Below are 16,034 nucleotides of genomic sequence, written 5' to 3'. Positions count from 1 at the left end.
ATGGTCACCCACGACCCGTCCGCCGCCGCGTACGCCGACCGGGTCGTGCTGATCGCCGACGGCCGGATCGCCGGCGACATCAGCGACCCGACCCCGGAGTCCGCCATGGCCGGGCTGGACGCCCTGCGCACGCTGGAGCCCGCCGTCACCACCGGTCCTGCCCGGACGGGTGCGTGATGTCGAACTCCTTCCCCACCGCACGCCTCACCCTGGGGCAGATGCGCCGCAGCACCGGCCGGCTCACCGCCGCCGGTGTGGCCATCCTGATCAGCACCGCCTTCGTCACCGTGACGCTGCTGGCCGGCGGCGTCATCAACGGCACCACCCACGACATGGTCGCGGCCGGGTACGCGCGGGCCGACGTCGTGGTGACCAGCCCGGACGGCGACGCCGACGGCATCACCGACGGTGACGTCCGGGCCGTCGCCGCGCTCGACGACGTGGCGGCCGTCCAGCCCGTCACGACCTGGTTCGGCGACCTGCGCAACGGCGGCAAGGGCGGCTTCCAGGCCTTCGCGCCGGTGCCCGCCGACCCGCGCCTGTCCCCGCTGGAGCTGACCGACGGCGCCTGGCCGACGGCCGACGGCGAGGTGGCCCTGACCACGACGGTCGCCGAGCGCATGGAGGTCGCCGTCGGCGACACCGTGACGCTCGACCGGACCGTCTACCCCGACGGCTGGGCCGAGAGCGAGGCCGACGACCCGTCGGTGGAGCTCGGCGACCCGAAGGACGTCACCGAGACACTGACCGTGACCGGTGTCGCCGCCGATCCCTACGGCGCCTACACCTCCTACGGCGGCGCCGCCGCGGTCCCGGCCGCGACGCTCGACGCCTGGAACGCGGCCGAGCCCTACGCCGACCCGGTCACCGAGCTGCTCGTCGCGCTCGACACCCCGCTCGACGGCGGCGACGTCCCGGCGGGGCTGAACGACTCGCTCCAGGGGGCCTTCCCCGACGCCGCGGGCGACGTGACGGTGCAGACGGTCGAGCAGGTGGCGACCCAGCGGACGGCGGAGCAGACCGGGGGCCAGGACCTCGTCTTCCTGGTGTTCGTCCTGACCTTCGCCGCCATCGCCCTGCTCATCGCGGCCATGGTCATCACCAACACGTTCCAGGTACTCGTGGCCCAGCGCACCCGCACCCTCGCGCTGCTGCGCTGCATCGGCGCGGGCGCCGGCCAGCTCTACCGCAGCGTGCTGCTGGAGGCCGCGCTCCTCGGTGTCGTCGCGTCGGCGGCCGGGATCGTGGCGGGCACCGCGCTGGCGCAGCTCGCGCTGCTCGTCGCGCCGTCGTTCGACCTCGGTGTGCCGCTGCCGACCGCCATCGCCCTGACCTGGCAGGCGGTCGTGCTGCCGCTGGCCGTCGGCGTGGGCGTGACGGTCCTGGCGGCGCTCGCCCCGGCCCGCTCGGCCACCCGGGTCGCGCCGCTGGCCGCCCTGCGGCCCTCGGACGCGCCGACGCTGCGCGCCCGCACCGGCCGCGCCCGCCTGGTGATCTCGCTCCTGTGCGTGGTCGGCGGCTTCGCGGGTCTCGCGGTCGGCGTGGCCCTCGGCATGAACGGGGCGCCGCAGTTCGGCCTGCTCGCGGCCGTGGGCGGCGGCTCGCTCGCGTTCTTCGGCGTGGTGCTGAGCGCCGTGCTGTGGCTGCCGCGCGTCGCGGCGGGCCTCGGCGCCCTCGTGTCCCGTACCGGCCCGGCCGCCCGGCTGGCCGTCGCCAACACGCTGCGCAACCCGCGGCGGACGGCGGCGACCTCCACGGCCCTGCTCATCGGCGTCACGCTGGTCACCATGATGTCCACGGGGGCCGCGAGCGCCCGGATGTCGGCGGACAGCCTGCTCGACGAGACGTTCCCGTACGACGTGAGCGCGTCGCCGTCCGACCCGAGGTATGTCGACGACGTGCACGACGCCGTGGCGGGCGCGGACGGGGTCACCGACACCGTGCTGGTGACCAACGCCTTCGTCACGCTCGCCGGCGCGGAGGACATGGCGGTCGCGGCCGCCGACCCGCAGGACCTCGCCGCCGTCGTGAACGTGGCCGAGGAGGCGGAGCGGCTGACCGAGGGCTCGATCCTGCTGACGCAGGACGCCGCGGACTCGCTGGACCTCATCGACGGCGAGCGGACCACCGTCGAGGGTCCCGGCGGTACCGTCGACCTGACCGTCGTCATCACCACCGCCGACCCGCTGAGCAGCATGATCACGGCCGCCGACCTGGACCGGGTCACCGGTACGGACCCGTGGAGCGACGTCTGGGCGCACATCGACAGCTCCGACCCCGCGGCGGTGCTCACGGACGTGCAGGACGCCGTGGCGGAGGTCGACGGCGGGGCGTTCGTGATGGGCCCGGCGGCCCAGGCCGCGCAGTTCCGCCAGGTCGTGGACGTGATCCTCGGCATCGTGGTGGGCCTGCTGGCCGTGGCCGTGGTGATCGCCCTGATCGGCGTCACCAACACGCTGTCCCTCTCGGTCATCGAGCGCACCCGGGAGTCCGCGACCCTGCGGGCGATCGGGCTGGGCAAGGACCAGCTGCGGGCCATGCTCGCGGTCGAGGGCATGCTCATCGCGGGTGTCGGCGCGGTGCTCGGCATCGTGCTCGGGCTGGTGTTCGGCTGGGCCGGGGCGGCCACCGCCCTGTCCCTGATGGGCGACGTGCGGTACGCCGTGCCGTGGACGGACATCGCGCTGGTCCTGGCCGTCGCCCTCGTCGCGGGGCTGCTGGCCTCCGTGGTCCCGGCGCGGGCCGCCGTCCGCACCTCGCCGGTCGCGGCGCTCGGCGTGGAGTGACGGCACCGCTGGTCGAGCTTGTCGGTCTCGACAAGCTCGACCAGCGGTGTGCGGGCTCGACCAGCGGTGTGCCGCGGGGTCAGTCGTCCGGCATGCTGCGGCGGTCCCCCACCTGCCCGGCCACGAGCGGGAACGCGAGCGAGCCGGCGGCGACCCACCACTCCAGCACGTCGTAGGTGAGCCGGCCGGCCGCGACGGACGGGTCGCCGTCGGACAGCCGGGCGGCCTCGTCCGGGGAGCACGCGAAGATGGACATCCCGCGGTACGAGGGGTCGCTGCGCAGGTCGAACGGCCCGTTCACCACGAGCACGCCCCGGCGCCGCAGGTCGGCCCGGTAGGCGAGGTGGCGCGCCTGGAGGTCGATCAGGGCGTCGTCCGTGATGCCGGGGGCGTCGGGCGGACGCCGCAGGACCACGACCGTGTACACGTCGAAGGCGTCGGGGACGTCGGGGTCGCTCGCCATGTCCTCAGGCTACTGAGGCCCAGCGCTCCCGGCCTCCGGCGGAGCCCAGCCCCCACCGGACACCCCGGACCGCGACCGCCCCGGCGGGTCCGCCGAGGGTCCGGCTGAACCAGGTCTCGACGTCGAGCTCGGCGCGCGCCCAGCCGGGCAGCAGTGCCACGGACCCGGCGGCGAGCAGGCGGTAGGGCGCGCGGGCGACCCAGGGCAGCGGCGGCTCGCGCAGCAGGAAGTGCGCGGTGTCGAGCGCCTCGGGCGTGGCGACCAGCTCGGCGCGGTAGGACCGCAGGCACTCGGCCAGCTCGGCGACCGACTCCGGGACCACCTCGGCCCCGAGCGCCCGGGCCACCCGGCCGGACTGGGCCACGTACTCGTCCGACTCGGCGGGGCTCAGCGGCCGCTCGCCGTAGCGCTGGTGGGCGGTCAGGAACGAGTCGGCCTCGGCCACGTGCACCCAGGTGAGCAGGTGCGGGTCGCTCGCACGGTAGGCGCGCCCGTCGGGTGCCCGGCCGCGCACGCGGTCGTGGACGGCGCGGACGCGGTCGATCATCTCCTGGGCGTGCTCCGTGGTCGCGAACGTGGTGGTCGCCAGGAACGTGGAGGTGCGGGCCAGCCGCCCCCACGGGTCGCCGCGGTAGCCGGAGTGGCCGGCCACCCCCGCCATCGCCAGCGGGTGCAGCGACTGGAGCAGGAGCGCCCGGAGCCCGCCCGCGAACGTCGCCGAGTCGGCGTGCACGCGGCGGATCGGGCTGCCGGGCGGGAACCAGCGCGGGCCGGGCGTAAGGTGGATGCGGTCGCGCGCCTCGAACCCATGGGGCCCGGCCACCTTCGTGAAGAGGGCGTTCCCCACCCGGGCACGCAGGCGTTCGACCGGACTCGTGACGACGGGCATGCCGCCAGTATCCGCCCGGGACGGCGTCGGCCGGCCCTACGGTGCGGATCAGCCGGCGCGAGGATCAACCCGCCGCGAGGTGCGGCATGAGGTCGAGGCGCTCCAGGATCACGCCCTCGCGCAGCGCCCAGGGGCAGATCTCCAGCTCCGGCAGGTCGAACACGTCCATGCACGCCTCCGCGACCAGCGCACCGGGCACGATCTGGTGGGCCCGGCTCGGCGAGACGCCGGGCAGCCCGGCCAGGTCGGCGGGCGCGGTCCGGACCAGCTCGTCCAGGCGTGCGCGCAGGTCGTCGAGCCGCAGCGTCCGCGGCACGAGCGGCCCGTCCCCCGCGGGCGCGGCGCCGCAGATCCGGGCGAGCGACCGGAACGTCTTCGAGGTCGCGGCGGCGCGGTCGGGGCGGCCGGAGCGCAGCAGGTCGCCGGCGTGGCGCGCGATGTCGGCGCGCAGGTCCCGGCGCAGGGTGCGCAGGGCCCCGGCGTCGGGCGCCGTGCCGAAGTGCGTGCGGGCCAGGCGGGCCGCCCCGAGCGGGAGCGACCACGCGGCGTCGGGCGCCTCGTCGGCGCCGCCGGCGATCTCCAGGGAGCCGCCGCCGATGTCGAAGACGGCGAGCCGCCCGGCCGACCAGCCGAACCAGCGGCGCACCGCGAGGAACGTGAGCCGGGCCTCGTCCGCGCCGCTGAGCACCTCCAGGAGCACGCCGGTGCGCTCCTGCACGGTCGCCAGCACGTCCTCGGCGTTCACCGACTCGCGCACGGCGGACGTCGCGAACGCCAGCGTCTCCGCACAGCCCCGGTCCTCCGCGACGCGCACGGCCTGCGCCGTGAACTCCACGAGGGCCTCCACGCCCGCCGGGCCGACGGCACCGGCGGCGTCCAGGTGCTCCGCGAGCCGCAGCGGCTCCTTGTACGACGACGCGGGCAGCGGCGCGGCGCCGCCGTGGGCGTCGACCACCAGCAGGTGACCCGTGTTGGAGCCGATGTCGAGGACGCCCAGACGCATGGACCGAACGCTACCCGGCGGTGTCTGCCGGAGGATCGGCGGTCCACCGGTCGGCGAGCGCCTCCGCGCCGCGGGCCAGGAGGGCGACGTCGGCCCCGACGAGCACGAACGAAGCCCCGGCATCGAGGTAGGCCTGGGCGACGGCGGGGTCGAAGGCGTTGACGCCGACGGGCTTGCCCACGGTGCGCACGGCCTCGAAGGTGCGGTGCACGGCGGCGGTGACGGCGGGGTGGGTCTGCTGCCCGAGCAGGCCCATGGACGCGGCGAGGTCGGAGGGTCCGACGAAGACGCCGTCCACCCCGTCGACGCCGGCGATGTGCGCCGCGTTCTCGACGCCCTCGACGGACTCGACCTGCACGAACAGCGAGACGTGGCGGTCGGCGTCGGCGAGGTAGTTCTCGACCCGGTTCCAGCGCGCTCCGCGGGACAGGGCGCTGCCGACACCGCGCACGCCGCGCGGCGGGTAGCGCACGGCCCGCACCACGTCGTGGGCCCGCTCGGCGGTGTCGACCATGGGCACCAGCACGTTCTGCGCGCCGAGGTCGAGGAGCTGCTTGAGCACCACGGGGTCGCCCGACGGCGCCCGGACCACCGGGGTGACCGGGTAGGGGGCGACCGCCTGGAGCAGGGCCGTGGTGGTCTCCAGGCCGATCGGCGAGTGCTCGCCGTCGATCAGCAGCCAGTCCAGGCCGCCGCCGGCGCAGATCTCGGCCACCACGGGGCTGCCGGAGCAGACCCACATGCCGGCCAGCGGCCGGCCGGAAGCCTCGATGCGCTCCCGGAAGGTGGGCGGGAGGGTCAGACGAATCGGCACGAGACGGTCCCCAGCTCTCGGTAGTCGGCCAGCACGGTGTCCCCGGGCTCGACCCACATCGGCCGCGTGAAGGACCCGGCGAGGATGATCTCGCCGGCCTCCAGCGCGGTGCCGTGCCGGGCGAGCTTGTTGGCGAGCCAGGCGACGCCGGCCGCGGGGTGGTTGAGCACCGCGGCGGCGACGCCGGACTCCTCGATGGTCTCGTTGCGGTAGAGCAGGGCGGCGACCCAGCGCAGGTCGGTCTCCCCGACCCGCACCGGGTTGCCGCCGTGGACCATGCCGCCCATCGCGGCGTTGTCGCTGATCGTGTCGACGATGGTGCGGCCCGTCAGCTCGATGCGGGAGGACAGGATCTCCAGCGCGGGCACCACGTACTCGGTGGCCCGCAGCACGTCGAAGATCGTGGCGTCCGGCCCGGCGACGCGCTGGTTCAGCACGAAGGCGAGCTCCACCTCGACCCGCACGTTCGAGAACCGGGAGTGCTCGATGACCGAACCGTTCTCGAACACCATGTCGGCGAAGATCGCACCGTAGTCCGGCTCGGTGATGCCGGTGGCCGCCTGCATGACCTTCGAGGTGAGCCCGATCTTGCGGCCCACCGGGCGGCGTCCGGCCTCGATGCCGCGCCTCCGCCAGGTGTTCTGCACGGCGTAGGAGTCCTCGATGGTCATGCCGGGGTACCGCGCCGTCAGGAGGGGCACCGTGGCGCGCTCGGCGTCGGCGCGGGCGAGCTCGTCGGCGATCGTGGTGACCGTCGCGTCGTCGAGCGTGCGGCCCTCGGTGTCCCCCGTCACAGCTGGTGCCCCAGCTTGTACTCGCCCTGCTTCCAGGAGGGCAGCACGTCGGCGTCGTCCTGCGCGCGGGCGGCGTCCTCCGGGCGGGTGTAGGAGAAGCCGTCCGCGCCGATGGTCACGGCCATCTCGGAGGTGTCGGTGCGGGCGACGACGGGCTGCGGCACCCCGTCCAGGTCCAGCACGGGCGATGCCTCGGTGTACCAGGAGGGCACCACGGGGTTGCCCCACCAGTCGCGGCGCTGGTTGTCGTGCACGTCCCAGGTGACCACGGGGTTGTCGGGGTCGCCCGTCCAGTAGTCCTGCGTGTAGATCTCTACGCGGTGCCCGTCGGGGTCGCGCAGGTACAGGTAGAAGGCGTTGGACACGCCGTGCCGACCCGGGCCGCGCTCGATGCGGTCGCTCAGGCGCAGGGCGCCGAGCTTGTCGCAGATGGCGATGATGTTGTGCTTCTCGTGCGTCGCGAAGGCGACGTGGTGCATCCGCGGGCCGTCCCCGCCGGTCATCGCCGTGTCGTGCACCGTGGGCTTGCGGCGCAGCCACGCGGCGTAGGTGGTGCCCTCGGCGTCCTGGATGTCCTCGGTGACGCGGAAGCCGAGGTCCTCCATGAACTTCACGGCCCGCGGCACGTCGGGCGTGACCTGGTTGAAGTGGTCCAGGCGCACCAGCGCGCCGGGGGTGTGCAGGTCGTAGCGCCAGGCGAGCCGCTCGACGTGCTCGACGTCGTAGAAGAACTCGTAGGGGAAGCCGAGCGGGTCGATCACGCGCACCGAGTCGCCGATGCCGCGCGTGAAGCCCTCCGGGGCGCGCCGCACCTCGCAGCCGAGCTCGGTGTAGAACGCGACGGCGCGGTCCAGCTCCTGCGGGCTGCGCACCCGGTAGGAGAAGGCGGCGACGGCGGCCACCGGCCCCTGCCGCAGCACGAGGTTGTGGTGGATGAACTCCTCGATCGAGCGGAGGTAGACGGCGTCGTCGTCCTCCTCCGTGACGACCAGGCCGAGCACGTCGACGTAGAAGTTCCGGGAGGCGGCCAGGTCGGTGACCACGAGCTCCATGTACGCGCACCGCAGGATGTCCGGCGGCGGCGCCACGGGGGTGGGGATGTGGGTCATCTCGTCAGGCTCCCTTGCCGAACGTGGGGTGGTGCGCCGCGCCGAGCGTGACGTGCACGGCCTGCTGGTGGGTGTAGAAGTCGATCGAGCGGTAGCCGCCCTCGTGCCCGAGGCCGGAGGCCTTGACCCCGCCGAACGGCGTGCGCAGGTCCCGCACGTTGTTCGAGTTGAGCCAGACCATGCCCGCCTCGATCGCCTGGCTGAAGGTGTGCGCGCGCCGCAGGTCGTTGGTCCACACGTAGGCGGCCAGCCCGTACCGCACGCCGTTGGCCAGCGCGAGCGCCTCCTCGTCGGTGTCGAACGGCGTGATCGCCACGACCGGGCCGAAGATCTCCTCCTGGAAGATCCGGGCCGACGGCGGTACGTCCGCGAAGACGGTCGGCGCCACGTAGTTGCCGGTCTCCAGGCCCGCCGGACGCCCGCCGCCCGCCACGAGCCGGCCCTCCCCCTTGCCGATCTCCACGTAGCCCATCACCTTGGCGAAGTGCTCGGGGTGCACCAGGGCGCCCACCTCGGTGGCCGGGTCGTGCGGGTCGCCCACCACCACGCGCTTCGCCTGGTCCGCGTAGCGCTCGACGAACTCGTCGTAGACCGCGCGCTCCACGAGGATGCGGCTACCCGCGGTGCAGCGCTCGCCGTTGAGCGAGAAGACGCCGAAGATCGTCGCGTCGATCGCGGCGTCCAGGTCGGCGTCGGCGAAGACGACGGCGGGCGACTTGCCGCCCAGCTCCATGGAGAGGCCCTTGAGGTACGGGGCGGCGTTGGCGAAGATCGTCTCGCCCGTGCGGCTCTCCCCCGTGAACGAGATCAGCGGCACGTCGGGGTGCCTGACGAGCGCGTCGCCCGCCTCCTCGCCCAGGCCGTTGACCAGGTTGAACACGCCCTCCGGCAGCCCGGCCTCCGCGAAGATGCCCGCCCACAGCGACGCCGACAGCGGCGTGAACTCGGCCGGCTTGAGCACCACCGTGTTGCCGGTGGCGAGCGCAGGCCCGAGCTTCCAGGACTCCAGCATGAACGGCGTGTTCCACGGCGTGATGAGGCCCGCGACACCGATCGGCTTGCGGTTGACGTAGTTGAGCTGGCGGCCGGGCACCTTGAAGGCGTCGTCCGCCTGGGCCACGACCAGGTCGGCGAAGAACCGGAAGTTCTCCGCGGCCCGCCGGGCCTGGCCCAGCGCCTGGGTGATCGGCAGGCCGGAGTCGAAGCTCTCCAGCTCGGCCAGCCGCGCGTCGCGGGACTCGACGAGGTCGGCGATCCGGTGCAGCACCCGCGAGCGCTCGCGGGGCAGCATCCGGGGCCACGGCCCGTCGGTGAACGCCGTGCGCGCCGCGGCCACGGCGCGGTCGACGTCGGCGGCCTGCCCGGCGGCCGCGCGCACGTAGACCTCGTTGGAGACCGGGTCGAGCACGTCGAACGTGCCGCCGTCGAGCGAGTCGACGAACGCGCCGCCGATGTAGTGCTGGATGCGGCCCGGCAGGTCGGCGGGCACATGGCGGGTGGGCTGGTCGGTCACGGTGCCTCCGGGGTGGTTCGCGAGTCGAGGAACGCCTGCATGGTCGCCCAGCGGTGGTCGCGCGCGGCGATCTCGATCTCGAGCGGGTCTGCCTGGTCACGGATGAGGTCGAGGATGTGGGCGTGCTCGGCCACGGAGTCGTGCGCCCGCCCGGGCACGAACGCGAACGTGGAGTCGCGCAGCCCGGAGAGCTGGGCCCAGCCACGGTGCACCATGTCGAGCAGCAGCGCGTTGGGGCACGACTCGAACAGCACCGAGTGGAATTGCCGGTTCAGGGCCGTGAACGCGTGCGGGTCGAAGTGGTCCAGCAGCGAGCGCAGCCGGTCGTTGACCTCGGCGGCCCGGTCGAGGTCCGCGGCCGAGATCGCGGGGGCCGAGAGGCCGGTCGCGGCCCCCTCGACGACGCCGAGGGCCTGCATGGCCTCGACGTAGCCCCGCTCGTCGATCATCGCGACGCGCGCCCCGACGTTGCGCTCGAACGTCACCAGGCCCTCGGCCTCCAGCCGACGGATGGCCTCGCGGACGGGGACGACGCTCATGGCGAGCTCGTCGGCGATGGTGCGCAGCACGAGGCGGTAGCCCGGCCCGAGGTCGCGGCGCGCGATCCGGTCCCGCAGGTAGGTGTAGGCCACCTGGGACTTGCTGATCTCGCCGGCGAACGCGGCCTCCACGGCCGAGCCGGCCATGCCGTCGAGCGTCATCGGGAGGCCTGCCATTCCTCGTAGCGCGCCCGCCACGTCGCGTCCGGCGGGAACAGCCCGTCGATCGGGTGCCCCGCGGCGACCTGCTGCGCCACCCAGCCGTCCTGCTCCTCCTGGGCGACGGTCGCGGCGGCGACCTCGGCGACCAGGCGCGGCGGGATGACGACCACGCCGTCCGCGTCGCCGACGACGACGTCGCCGGGCAGCACGGTGGCGCCGCCGCAGGCCACGGCGACGTCGGTGTCCCAGGGCACGTGCCGGCGGCCGAGCACGGCGGGGTGCGGGCCCTTGCTGAACACGGGCAGGCCGGTGGCGGCGACGGCGTCGAAGTCGCGCACGCCCCCGTCGGTGACCACGCCCGCAGCGCCGCGCACCTGCGCCCGCAGCGCGAGCACGTCGCCCAGGGTGGCCGAGCCGGTCTCGCCGCGCGCCTCGATGACGACGACCTCGCCGGGCTCCACGGTGTCGAAGGTGCGCTTCTGCGCGTTGTAGCCGCCGCCGTGGGCGGCGAACAGGTCGGCGCGGTAGGGCACGAAGCGCAGCGTGCGGGCGCGGCCGACGATCGTGGCGCCCGGGACGTTGGGCCGCACGCCCTCGATGATCGCGTGGTCCAGGCCCCGCTTGCGGAGCTGGGCGGAGAGCCCGGCGACGGGGGCGCGGCGCAACAGGTCGAGCAGCTCGTCGGTGAGCACGAACGGCTCGGGCTCCGGCTCCAGCCCCGCGGCCGCCAGGCTCCCCCAGGCGTCGGCCCGCTGCGCGTCGTCGACCTTCGGGCCGGCGCCCACGTCGGTGAACGGCACCTCGCCCTGCACCACGGTGGTGACCAGCCGACCGGACGTCGGCGCACCGGGCGCCGTCGGGGCGTCGACCTCGACCTCGACGACGTCGCCGGGCACCACCACGCTGGAGCCGGCGGGCGTGCCCGTCAGGATCACGTCGCCCCGCTCCAGCGTGAGGTGCTGGGACAGGTCGGCGACGATCTGGGCGAACGGGAACAGCAGCGCGTCCGGGCCGGTGGTGTCGTCCTGCACCAGATCCCCGTTGACCCAGGTGCGCAGCCGCAACGCCGCAGGGTCCACGACCCGCGCGTCGAGCAGTCCGGGCCCGAGCGGCGTGTACCCGTCGCGCCCCTTGGAGCGCACGTTGGACCCCTTGTCGGCCCAGCGCAGGTCGTAGACGCCCAGGTCGTTCGCCGCGGTCACGGCGGCGACGTGCCCCCACGCGTCCTCGACGGTCACGTGCCGGGCGGGCTCGCCGATCACCAGCGCGACCTCGCCCTCGAAAGCCAGCAGCTCGGTGCCCGCGGGCCGCTCGACCACGCCCCCGCTCACGCCGAGCGAGCTGGCCGGCTTGAGGAAGTACGAGGGGGCGGCGGGCCGGCGTCCGCGCTGGTCGGCACGCGAGGCGTACGCGAGGTGGACGGCAACGATCTTGCCCGGCCGGTGGTCGAGCGGGCCGACCTGCGCTTCGGTACCCATGAGCTCCCTTGCTCTCTGGTGCTTCGTATCACAGATCGTATATGGTCTGAGAGGGCCCGGCAACGTCGCCGACCACGGGCAGAACGGACGAACGATGCAGTTCCACCACCACGGCTACGTGACCGGAGACCCGGGTGTCCGCCCGGCCGCCGGGTACGGGATCGACCGGCCCGCCGAGCTGCCGGACGAGGTCGACGTGCTGATCGTCGGCAGCGGGCCCGCGGGCATGATCGCGGCGGCACAGCTCGCGCAGTTCCCGGACCTCCGCACGCACGTCGTGGAGCGCCGGGCCGGACGCCTGGAGATGGGCCAGGCCGACGGCATCCAGGCGCGCAGCGTCGAGACGTTCCAGGCGTTCGGCTTCGCCGAGCGGATCACCGCCGAGGCCTACCGCATCACCGAGATGGCGTTCTGGAAGCCCGACCCCGCCGACCCGCGCAACATCGCGCGCGCCGCCGTGCCGCCCGACGACCCCGACGGGATCAGCGAGTTCCCGCACCTGATCGTCAACCAGGCGCGGGTGCTCGACTACTTCGCCGAGGTGGCGGCCCGCGCGCCCGCGCGCGTCACCCCGGACTACGGCCTGGAGGTCACCGGCCTCACGGTCCCCGAGGCCCCGGGCGAGCCCGTCACCGTGACGCTGCGGCACACGGCCGGCCCGCACGAGGGCAGCGAACGCACCGTCCGCGCCCGGTACGTCGTCGGGGCCGACGGCGCCCACTCCGCCGTCCGGCAGGCCATCGGCCGCACCGCCGTGGGCGACAAGGCCAACCACGCCTGGGGGGTCATGGACATCCTGGCCGTCACCGACTTCCCGGACGTGCGCACCAAGTGCGCCATCCAGTCGCACGACGGCGGGTCCATCCTGCTCATCCCCCGCGAGGGCGGGTTCCTGGCCCGCTGGTACGTCGACCTCGGCGAGGTGCCGCCCGGCGAGGGTGCCCGCGTCCGTGCCACCACGCTGGACGAGATCATCGCGCGCGCGAACCGCATCCTGCACCCCTACGCGCTGGACGTGAAGGACGTGCCCTGGCACAGCGTCTACGAGGTGGGCCACCGCGTCACCGACGGGTTCGACGACGTGCCCGCCGAGCAGACCGGCACCCGCACGCCGCGGGTGTTCCTGACCGGCGACGCCTGCCACACGCACAGCGCCAAGGCCGGGCAGGGCATGAACGTGTCCATGCAGGACGGATGGAACATCGCCTGGAAGCTCGCGCACGTGCTCACCGGCCGGGCCCCCGAGGCGCTGCTGGCCACCTACTCGGCCGAGCGACAGGTCGTGGCCCAGGAGCTGATCGACTTCGACCGGGAGTGGTCGCGCCTCATGGCGACGCGCCCCGAGGACCTGCCCGACCCGACCTACCTCGAGGACTTCTACGTCAAGACGGCCGAGTTCCCGTGCGGCTTCATGACGCAGTACCAGCCCTCGATGATCGTGGCCGACGACGCCCACCAGGGGCTCGCCCCGGGCTTTCCCGTCGGCAAGCGGTTCAAGTCCGCCCCGGTGGAGCGCGTCGCCGAGGGCAACCCGGCGCACCTGGGCCACCACGCCCGCGCCGACGGGCGGTGGCGCGTCTACGCCTTCGCCGACGCCGCCGCACCGGCCGAGCCCTCGGCGCTGCGGGACTGGGCGAGCTGGCTGGGCACCGCACCGGACTCGCCCCTGCTGCGGTGCACGCCCTCCGGCGGTGACCCGGACGCCGTCCTCGACGTCAAGGTGGTCTACCAGCAGGACCACTTCGGCGTGGAGTTCGCCGACGTGCCCGAGGTGTTCCGGCCGAAGGTCGGCCCGTTCGGGCTGGTCGACCACGAGAAGGTCTACGCGACCGACCCGGGCCAGGACATCTTCGAGCTGCGCGGGATCGACCGCGGCGGCGCCGTCGTGGTGGTGCGGCCGGACCAGTACGTGGCCGCCGTCCTGCCCCTGACCGCCACCGGCGAGCTGGCCGACTTCTTCGCGAAGGCGCTGCTCCCGCAGGGGTAGTGTGTGCCGTGTCGAGGCGGATGCCACCGCCTGCGCTCGAAAAAGGGGCGCGCGACGGGTCCTTGGCCGGACCCGCCCGGGACACATACGGACCGCACCACTCATCCGTCACTGTTTCCCTGGAGGCCCCGTGCCCACCGTTTCCGCACACGTCGCCCGTACCGTCGCCCGCCACGTCGACCACGTCTTCGGCGTCATGGGCAACGGCAACGCCTGGTTCCTCGACGCCCTGGAGCGTTCGACCACGGCGCGGTTCACCGCCGTGCGCCACGAGGCCGGCGGCGTGGTCGCCGCCGACGCGCACTTCCGCGCGTCCGGCCGCATCGCCGCCGCCACCGCCACCTACGGCGCTGGCTTCACCAACGCGCTGACCGCGCTGGCCGAGGCCGCGCAGGCCCGCGTGCCGCTCGTGCTGCTCACGGGCGACGAGCCGACGTCGGGCCCGCGCCCCTGGGACGTCGACCAGATCGCCCTGGCCGCCGCCGTCGGCGCACGCACCTATACGGTGGGCCGCGCGGACGCCGCCGCCACCAGCGTGATCGCCATCGAGCACTCCCTGACCTACCGGGTGCCCGTCGTGCTGGCCATCCCCTACGACGTCGCCGCGCTGGACGCCGGGCCGATCCCGGACGCGCCGGAACCCGTGCTGCCCCGGCCGCTGGCCCCCGCCGGGCCGTTCGACGCCGCCGCCATCACCGACCTGGCCCGCCACCTCTCCGAGGCCGAGCGCCCGCTGCTGCTCGCGGGCCGCGGCGCCTGGCTCGCCGGGGCGGGCGGCGCGCTCAGCGAGCTCGCCGAGACCACCGGTGCGCTGACCACCACCACGGCGCTCGGCCGCGGCGTCTTCCCCGACGGACGGTACGACCTCGGCGTCGCGGGCGGGTTCGGCGCCCACGACGCCATGGAGCTGGTGCGCCAGGCCGACGTCGCCGTCGTGCTCGGGGCGTCGCTCAACCAGTTCACGATGCGCTTCGGCGAGCTGTTCGCGCCCGGCACGCGCGTGGTCCAGGTCGACATCGCGCCCGCCGCGACCCACCGGCACGTCGGCGGGTTCGTCCGGGGCGACGCCGCCCTCGTGGCCCGTGCCCTGGTGGACGAGCTGCACGCCCTGGGCGCCAAGCCCTCCGGCTGGCGCGAGACGGTCGACGTCGCCGGCGCCCGCACCTACGAGACCGGCCCCGCGGACGGGATCGCGCCCGACGGGCGCCTCGACCCCCGCACGGTCGCGCACCGTCTCGCCGGCCTGCTGCCGGACGACCGCGTGGTCGTCTCCGACGGCGGGCACTTCATCGGCTGGGCCAACATGTACTGGCCCGTCGCCTCCCCCGACCGCATGGTCATGGTCGGCACCGCCTACCAGTCCATCGGGCTGGGCTTCCCCAGCGTGGCCGGCGCCGCCGCGGCCCGGCCCGACGCCGCCGTGGTGCTCACCACCGGCGACGGCGGCGGGCTCATGGCGCTGGCCGACCTCGAGACCGCCGTCCGCACCGCCCGCGGCCGCGGCCTCGCCGTCGTCTGGAACGACGCCGCCTACGGGGCCGAGGTGCACGTCTACGGCCGGCAGGGCATCACCGAGGAGCCGATGCTCATCCCCGAGGCGGACTTCGCGGCGCTCGCCGGGGCCGTGGGCGCCGAGGGCGTCGTCGTGCGCTCGCTGACCGACCTGGACCGGGTCGCGGCCTGGGCCACCGAGCCCGTCGCCGACCGGCGCTTCCTGCTCCTGGACTGCCGCGTGTCGGGGTCGGTCGTCGCGCCGTACCAGGAGGAGATCCTGGCCGCGAACCGTACCCGCTGACCGCCTGACCTGAGGAAACGGGACCAAGGTCCCGTCCGGGCGGGGCCCCCGACTCTGCCGCGCGGCGACGCGTGGCGGGACGGTGGAGACAGGCGTCGGAAGAGGTCCGGCGCATCCACCGGGAGGACATCATGAGCTCCGTCAGCCACAACCCCGCCGAGTGGGCGCACGGTTCGGGCGCACGGGAAGCCACGGCCGCCACCACCCACGTCACGAGCGAGGCCGTCGCCCGGTACTCCTTCGCGGGAGTCCGGCTGCTGCTCGCCGTCGAGTTCCTGTGGGCGTTCGGCGACAAGCTCTTCGGCTGGGGCATGGCGACCCCGACCGACGCCGCCTGGATCAGGGGCGGCTCCCCCACCGAGGGGTTCCTCGGCTCCGTCGAGGGCACCTTCGCCGGGTTCTTCAACCCCATGGCCGGCAACCCGGTCGTCGACTGGCTGTTCATGCTCGGCCTGCTCGGCATCGGCCTGGCGCTCGCCCTGGGCATCGGGATGCGGATCGCGGCCGGCACCGGCGCGCTGCTCATGCTGCTGATGTGGATGGCCTCGCTACCGCTCGAGAACAACCCGTTCGTGGACTACCACCTGGTCGACGCGGTCCTGCTCATCGGCCTGGCCGCCTTCCTGGCCGGCGACACCATGGGCCTCGGCAAGTGGTGGTCGCGCCGCCGCATGGTCGAGCGCTTCCCCGCGCTGCGATGAC

The 16,034-nt window shown here is 74.3% G+C and carries 13 protein-coding genes and 1 pseudogene; 5 read left to right on the top strand and 9 right to left on the bottom strand.

Annotated features, from left to right (window positions below):
- Positions 1 to 177 (top strand): annotated as a pseudogene (locus tag ACZ7LE_RS27385) (ABC transporter ATP-binding protein); the annotation flags it as partial.
- Positions 177 to 2,786, top strand: a complete 2,610-nt coding sequence (locus tag ACZ7LE_RS27380; RefSeq protein WP_470406367.1) for an ABC transporter permease — start codon at positions 177 to 179, stop codon at positions 2,784 to 2,786. The pseudogene ACZ7LE_RS27385 and the gene ACZ7LE_RS27380, both read left to right, overlap by 1 nt.
- A gap of 79 nt (positions 2,787 to 2,865) precedes the next feature.
- Here the strand turns inward: ACZ7LE_RS27380 and ACZ7LE_RS27375 are convergent, their stop codons facing one another.
- The 9 genes from ACZ7LE_RS27375 to ACZ7LE_RS27335 form a co-directional block, all read right to left on the bottom strand.
- A complete protein-coding gene (locus ACZ7LE_RS27375) occupies positions 2,866 to 3,249 on the bottom strand; it encodes a YciI family protein (RefSeq protein WP_470406366.1) in 384 nt (127 codons plus the stop codon).
- Between the two features lie 4 nt (positions 3,250 to 3,253).
- Positions 3,254 to 4,138 carry an oxygenase MpaB family protein gene (locus ACZ7LE_RS27370; RefSeq protein WP_470406365.1) on the bottom strand — a complete coding sequence of 295 codons (885 nt, stop codon included), beginning with the start codon at positions 4,136 to 4,138 and terminating at the stop codon, positions 3,254 to 3,256.
- A gap of 64 nt (positions 4,139 to 4,202) precedes the next feature.
- Positions 4,203 to 5,141: a Ppx/GppA family phosphatase gene (locus tag ACZ7LE_RS27365; RefSeq protein ID WP_470406364.1), complete on the bottom strand. Its 939-nt coding sequence runs from the start codon at positions 5,139 to 5,141 to the stop codon at positions 4,203 to 4,205.
- A gap of 10 nt (positions 5,142 to 5,151) precedes the next feature.
- Positions 5,152 to 5,955, bottom strand: a complete 804-nt coding sequence (locus tag ACZ7LE_RS27360) for an HpcH/HpaI aldolase family protein (RefSeq protein WP_470406363.1) — start codon at positions 5,953 to 5,955, stop codon at positions 5,152 to 5,154.
- On the bottom strand, positions 5,940 to 6,749 hold the full coding sequence (hpaH, locus tag ACZ7LE_RS27355; protein WP_470406362.1) for a 2-oxo-hept-4-ene-1,7-dioate hydratase: 810 nt from the start codon (positions 6,747 to 6,749) through the stop codon (positions 5,940 to 5,942). Before hpaH ends, ACZ7LE_RS27360 begins: the two co-directional genes overlap by 16 nt.
- Positions 6,746 to 7,858, bottom strand: coding sequence for a 3,4-dihydroxyphenylacetate 2,3-dioxygenase (hpaD, locus tag ACZ7LE_RS27350; protein ID WP_470406361.1), 1,113 nt, complete (start codon positions 7,856 to 7,858; stop codon positions 6,746 to 6,748). Before hpaD ends, hpaH begins: the two co-directional genes overlap by 4 nt.
- 4 nt (positions 7,859 to 7,862) lie before the next feature.
- Positions 7,863 to 9,371 carry a 5-carboxymethyl-2-hydroxymuconate semialdehyde dehydrogenase gene (hpaE, locus tag ACZ7LE_RS27345; protein ID WP_470406360.1) on the bottom strand — a complete coding sequence of 503 codons (1,509 nt, stop codon included), beginning with the start codon at positions 9,369 to 9,371 and terminating at the stop codon, positions 7,863 to 7,865.
- The gene (locus ACZ7LE_RS27340; RefSeq protein WP_470406369.1) at positions 9,368 to 10,057 is read right to left on the bottom strand and encodes a GntR family transcriptional regulator; all 690 of its coding nucleotides are present in this window, start codon (positions 10,055 to 10,057) and stop codon (positions 9,368 to 9,370) included. Before ACZ7LE_RS27340 ends, hpaE begins: the two co-directional genes overlap by 4 nt.
- A gap of 11 nt (positions 10,058 to 10,068) precedes the next feature.
- Positions 10,069 to 11,550, bottom strand: a complete 1,482-nt coding sequence (locus ACZ7LE_RS27335) for a fumarylacetoacetate hydrolase family protein (protein WP_470406359.1) — start codon at positions 11,548 to 11,550, stop codon at positions 10,069 to 10,071.
- Between the two features lie 94 nt (positions 11,551 to 11,644).
- Between ACZ7LE_RS27335 and ACZ7LE_RS27330 the strand changes: the two genes are divergently transcribed.
- From ACZ7LE_RS27330 to ACZ7LE_RS27320, 3 genes are all read left to right on the top strand, one after another.
- On the top strand, positions 11,645 to 13,537 hold the full coding sequence (locus tag ACZ7LE_RS27330; protein ID WP_470406358.1) for an FAD-binding monooxygenase: 1,893 nt from the start codon (positions 11,645 to 11,647) through the stop codon (positions 13,535 to 13,537).
- Between the two features lie 130 nt (positions 13,538 to 13,667).
- The gene (locus ACZ7LE_RS27325; RefSeq protein WP_470406357.1) at positions 13,668 to 15,332 is read left to right on the top strand and encodes a thiamine pyrophosphate-binding protein; all 1,665 of its coding nucleotides are present in this window, start codon (positions 13,668 to 13,670) and stop codon (positions 15,330 to 15,332) included.
- A gap of 131 nt (positions 15,333 to 15,463) precedes the next feature.
- On the top strand, positions 15,464 to 16,033 hold the full coding sequence (locus ACZ7LE_RS27320) for a hypothetical protein (RefSeq protein ID WP_470406356.1): 570 nt from the start codon (positions 15,464 to 15,466) through the stop codon (positions 16,031 to 16,033).
- Position 16,034 lies beyond the last annotated feature (1 nt).

The sequence above is a fragment of the Promicromonospora sp. NPDC110617 genome, assembly GCF_055598465.1.
Note: the sequence above shows the minus strand (reverse complement) of the source record. Positions and strands in the feature narration are given on the sequence as shown.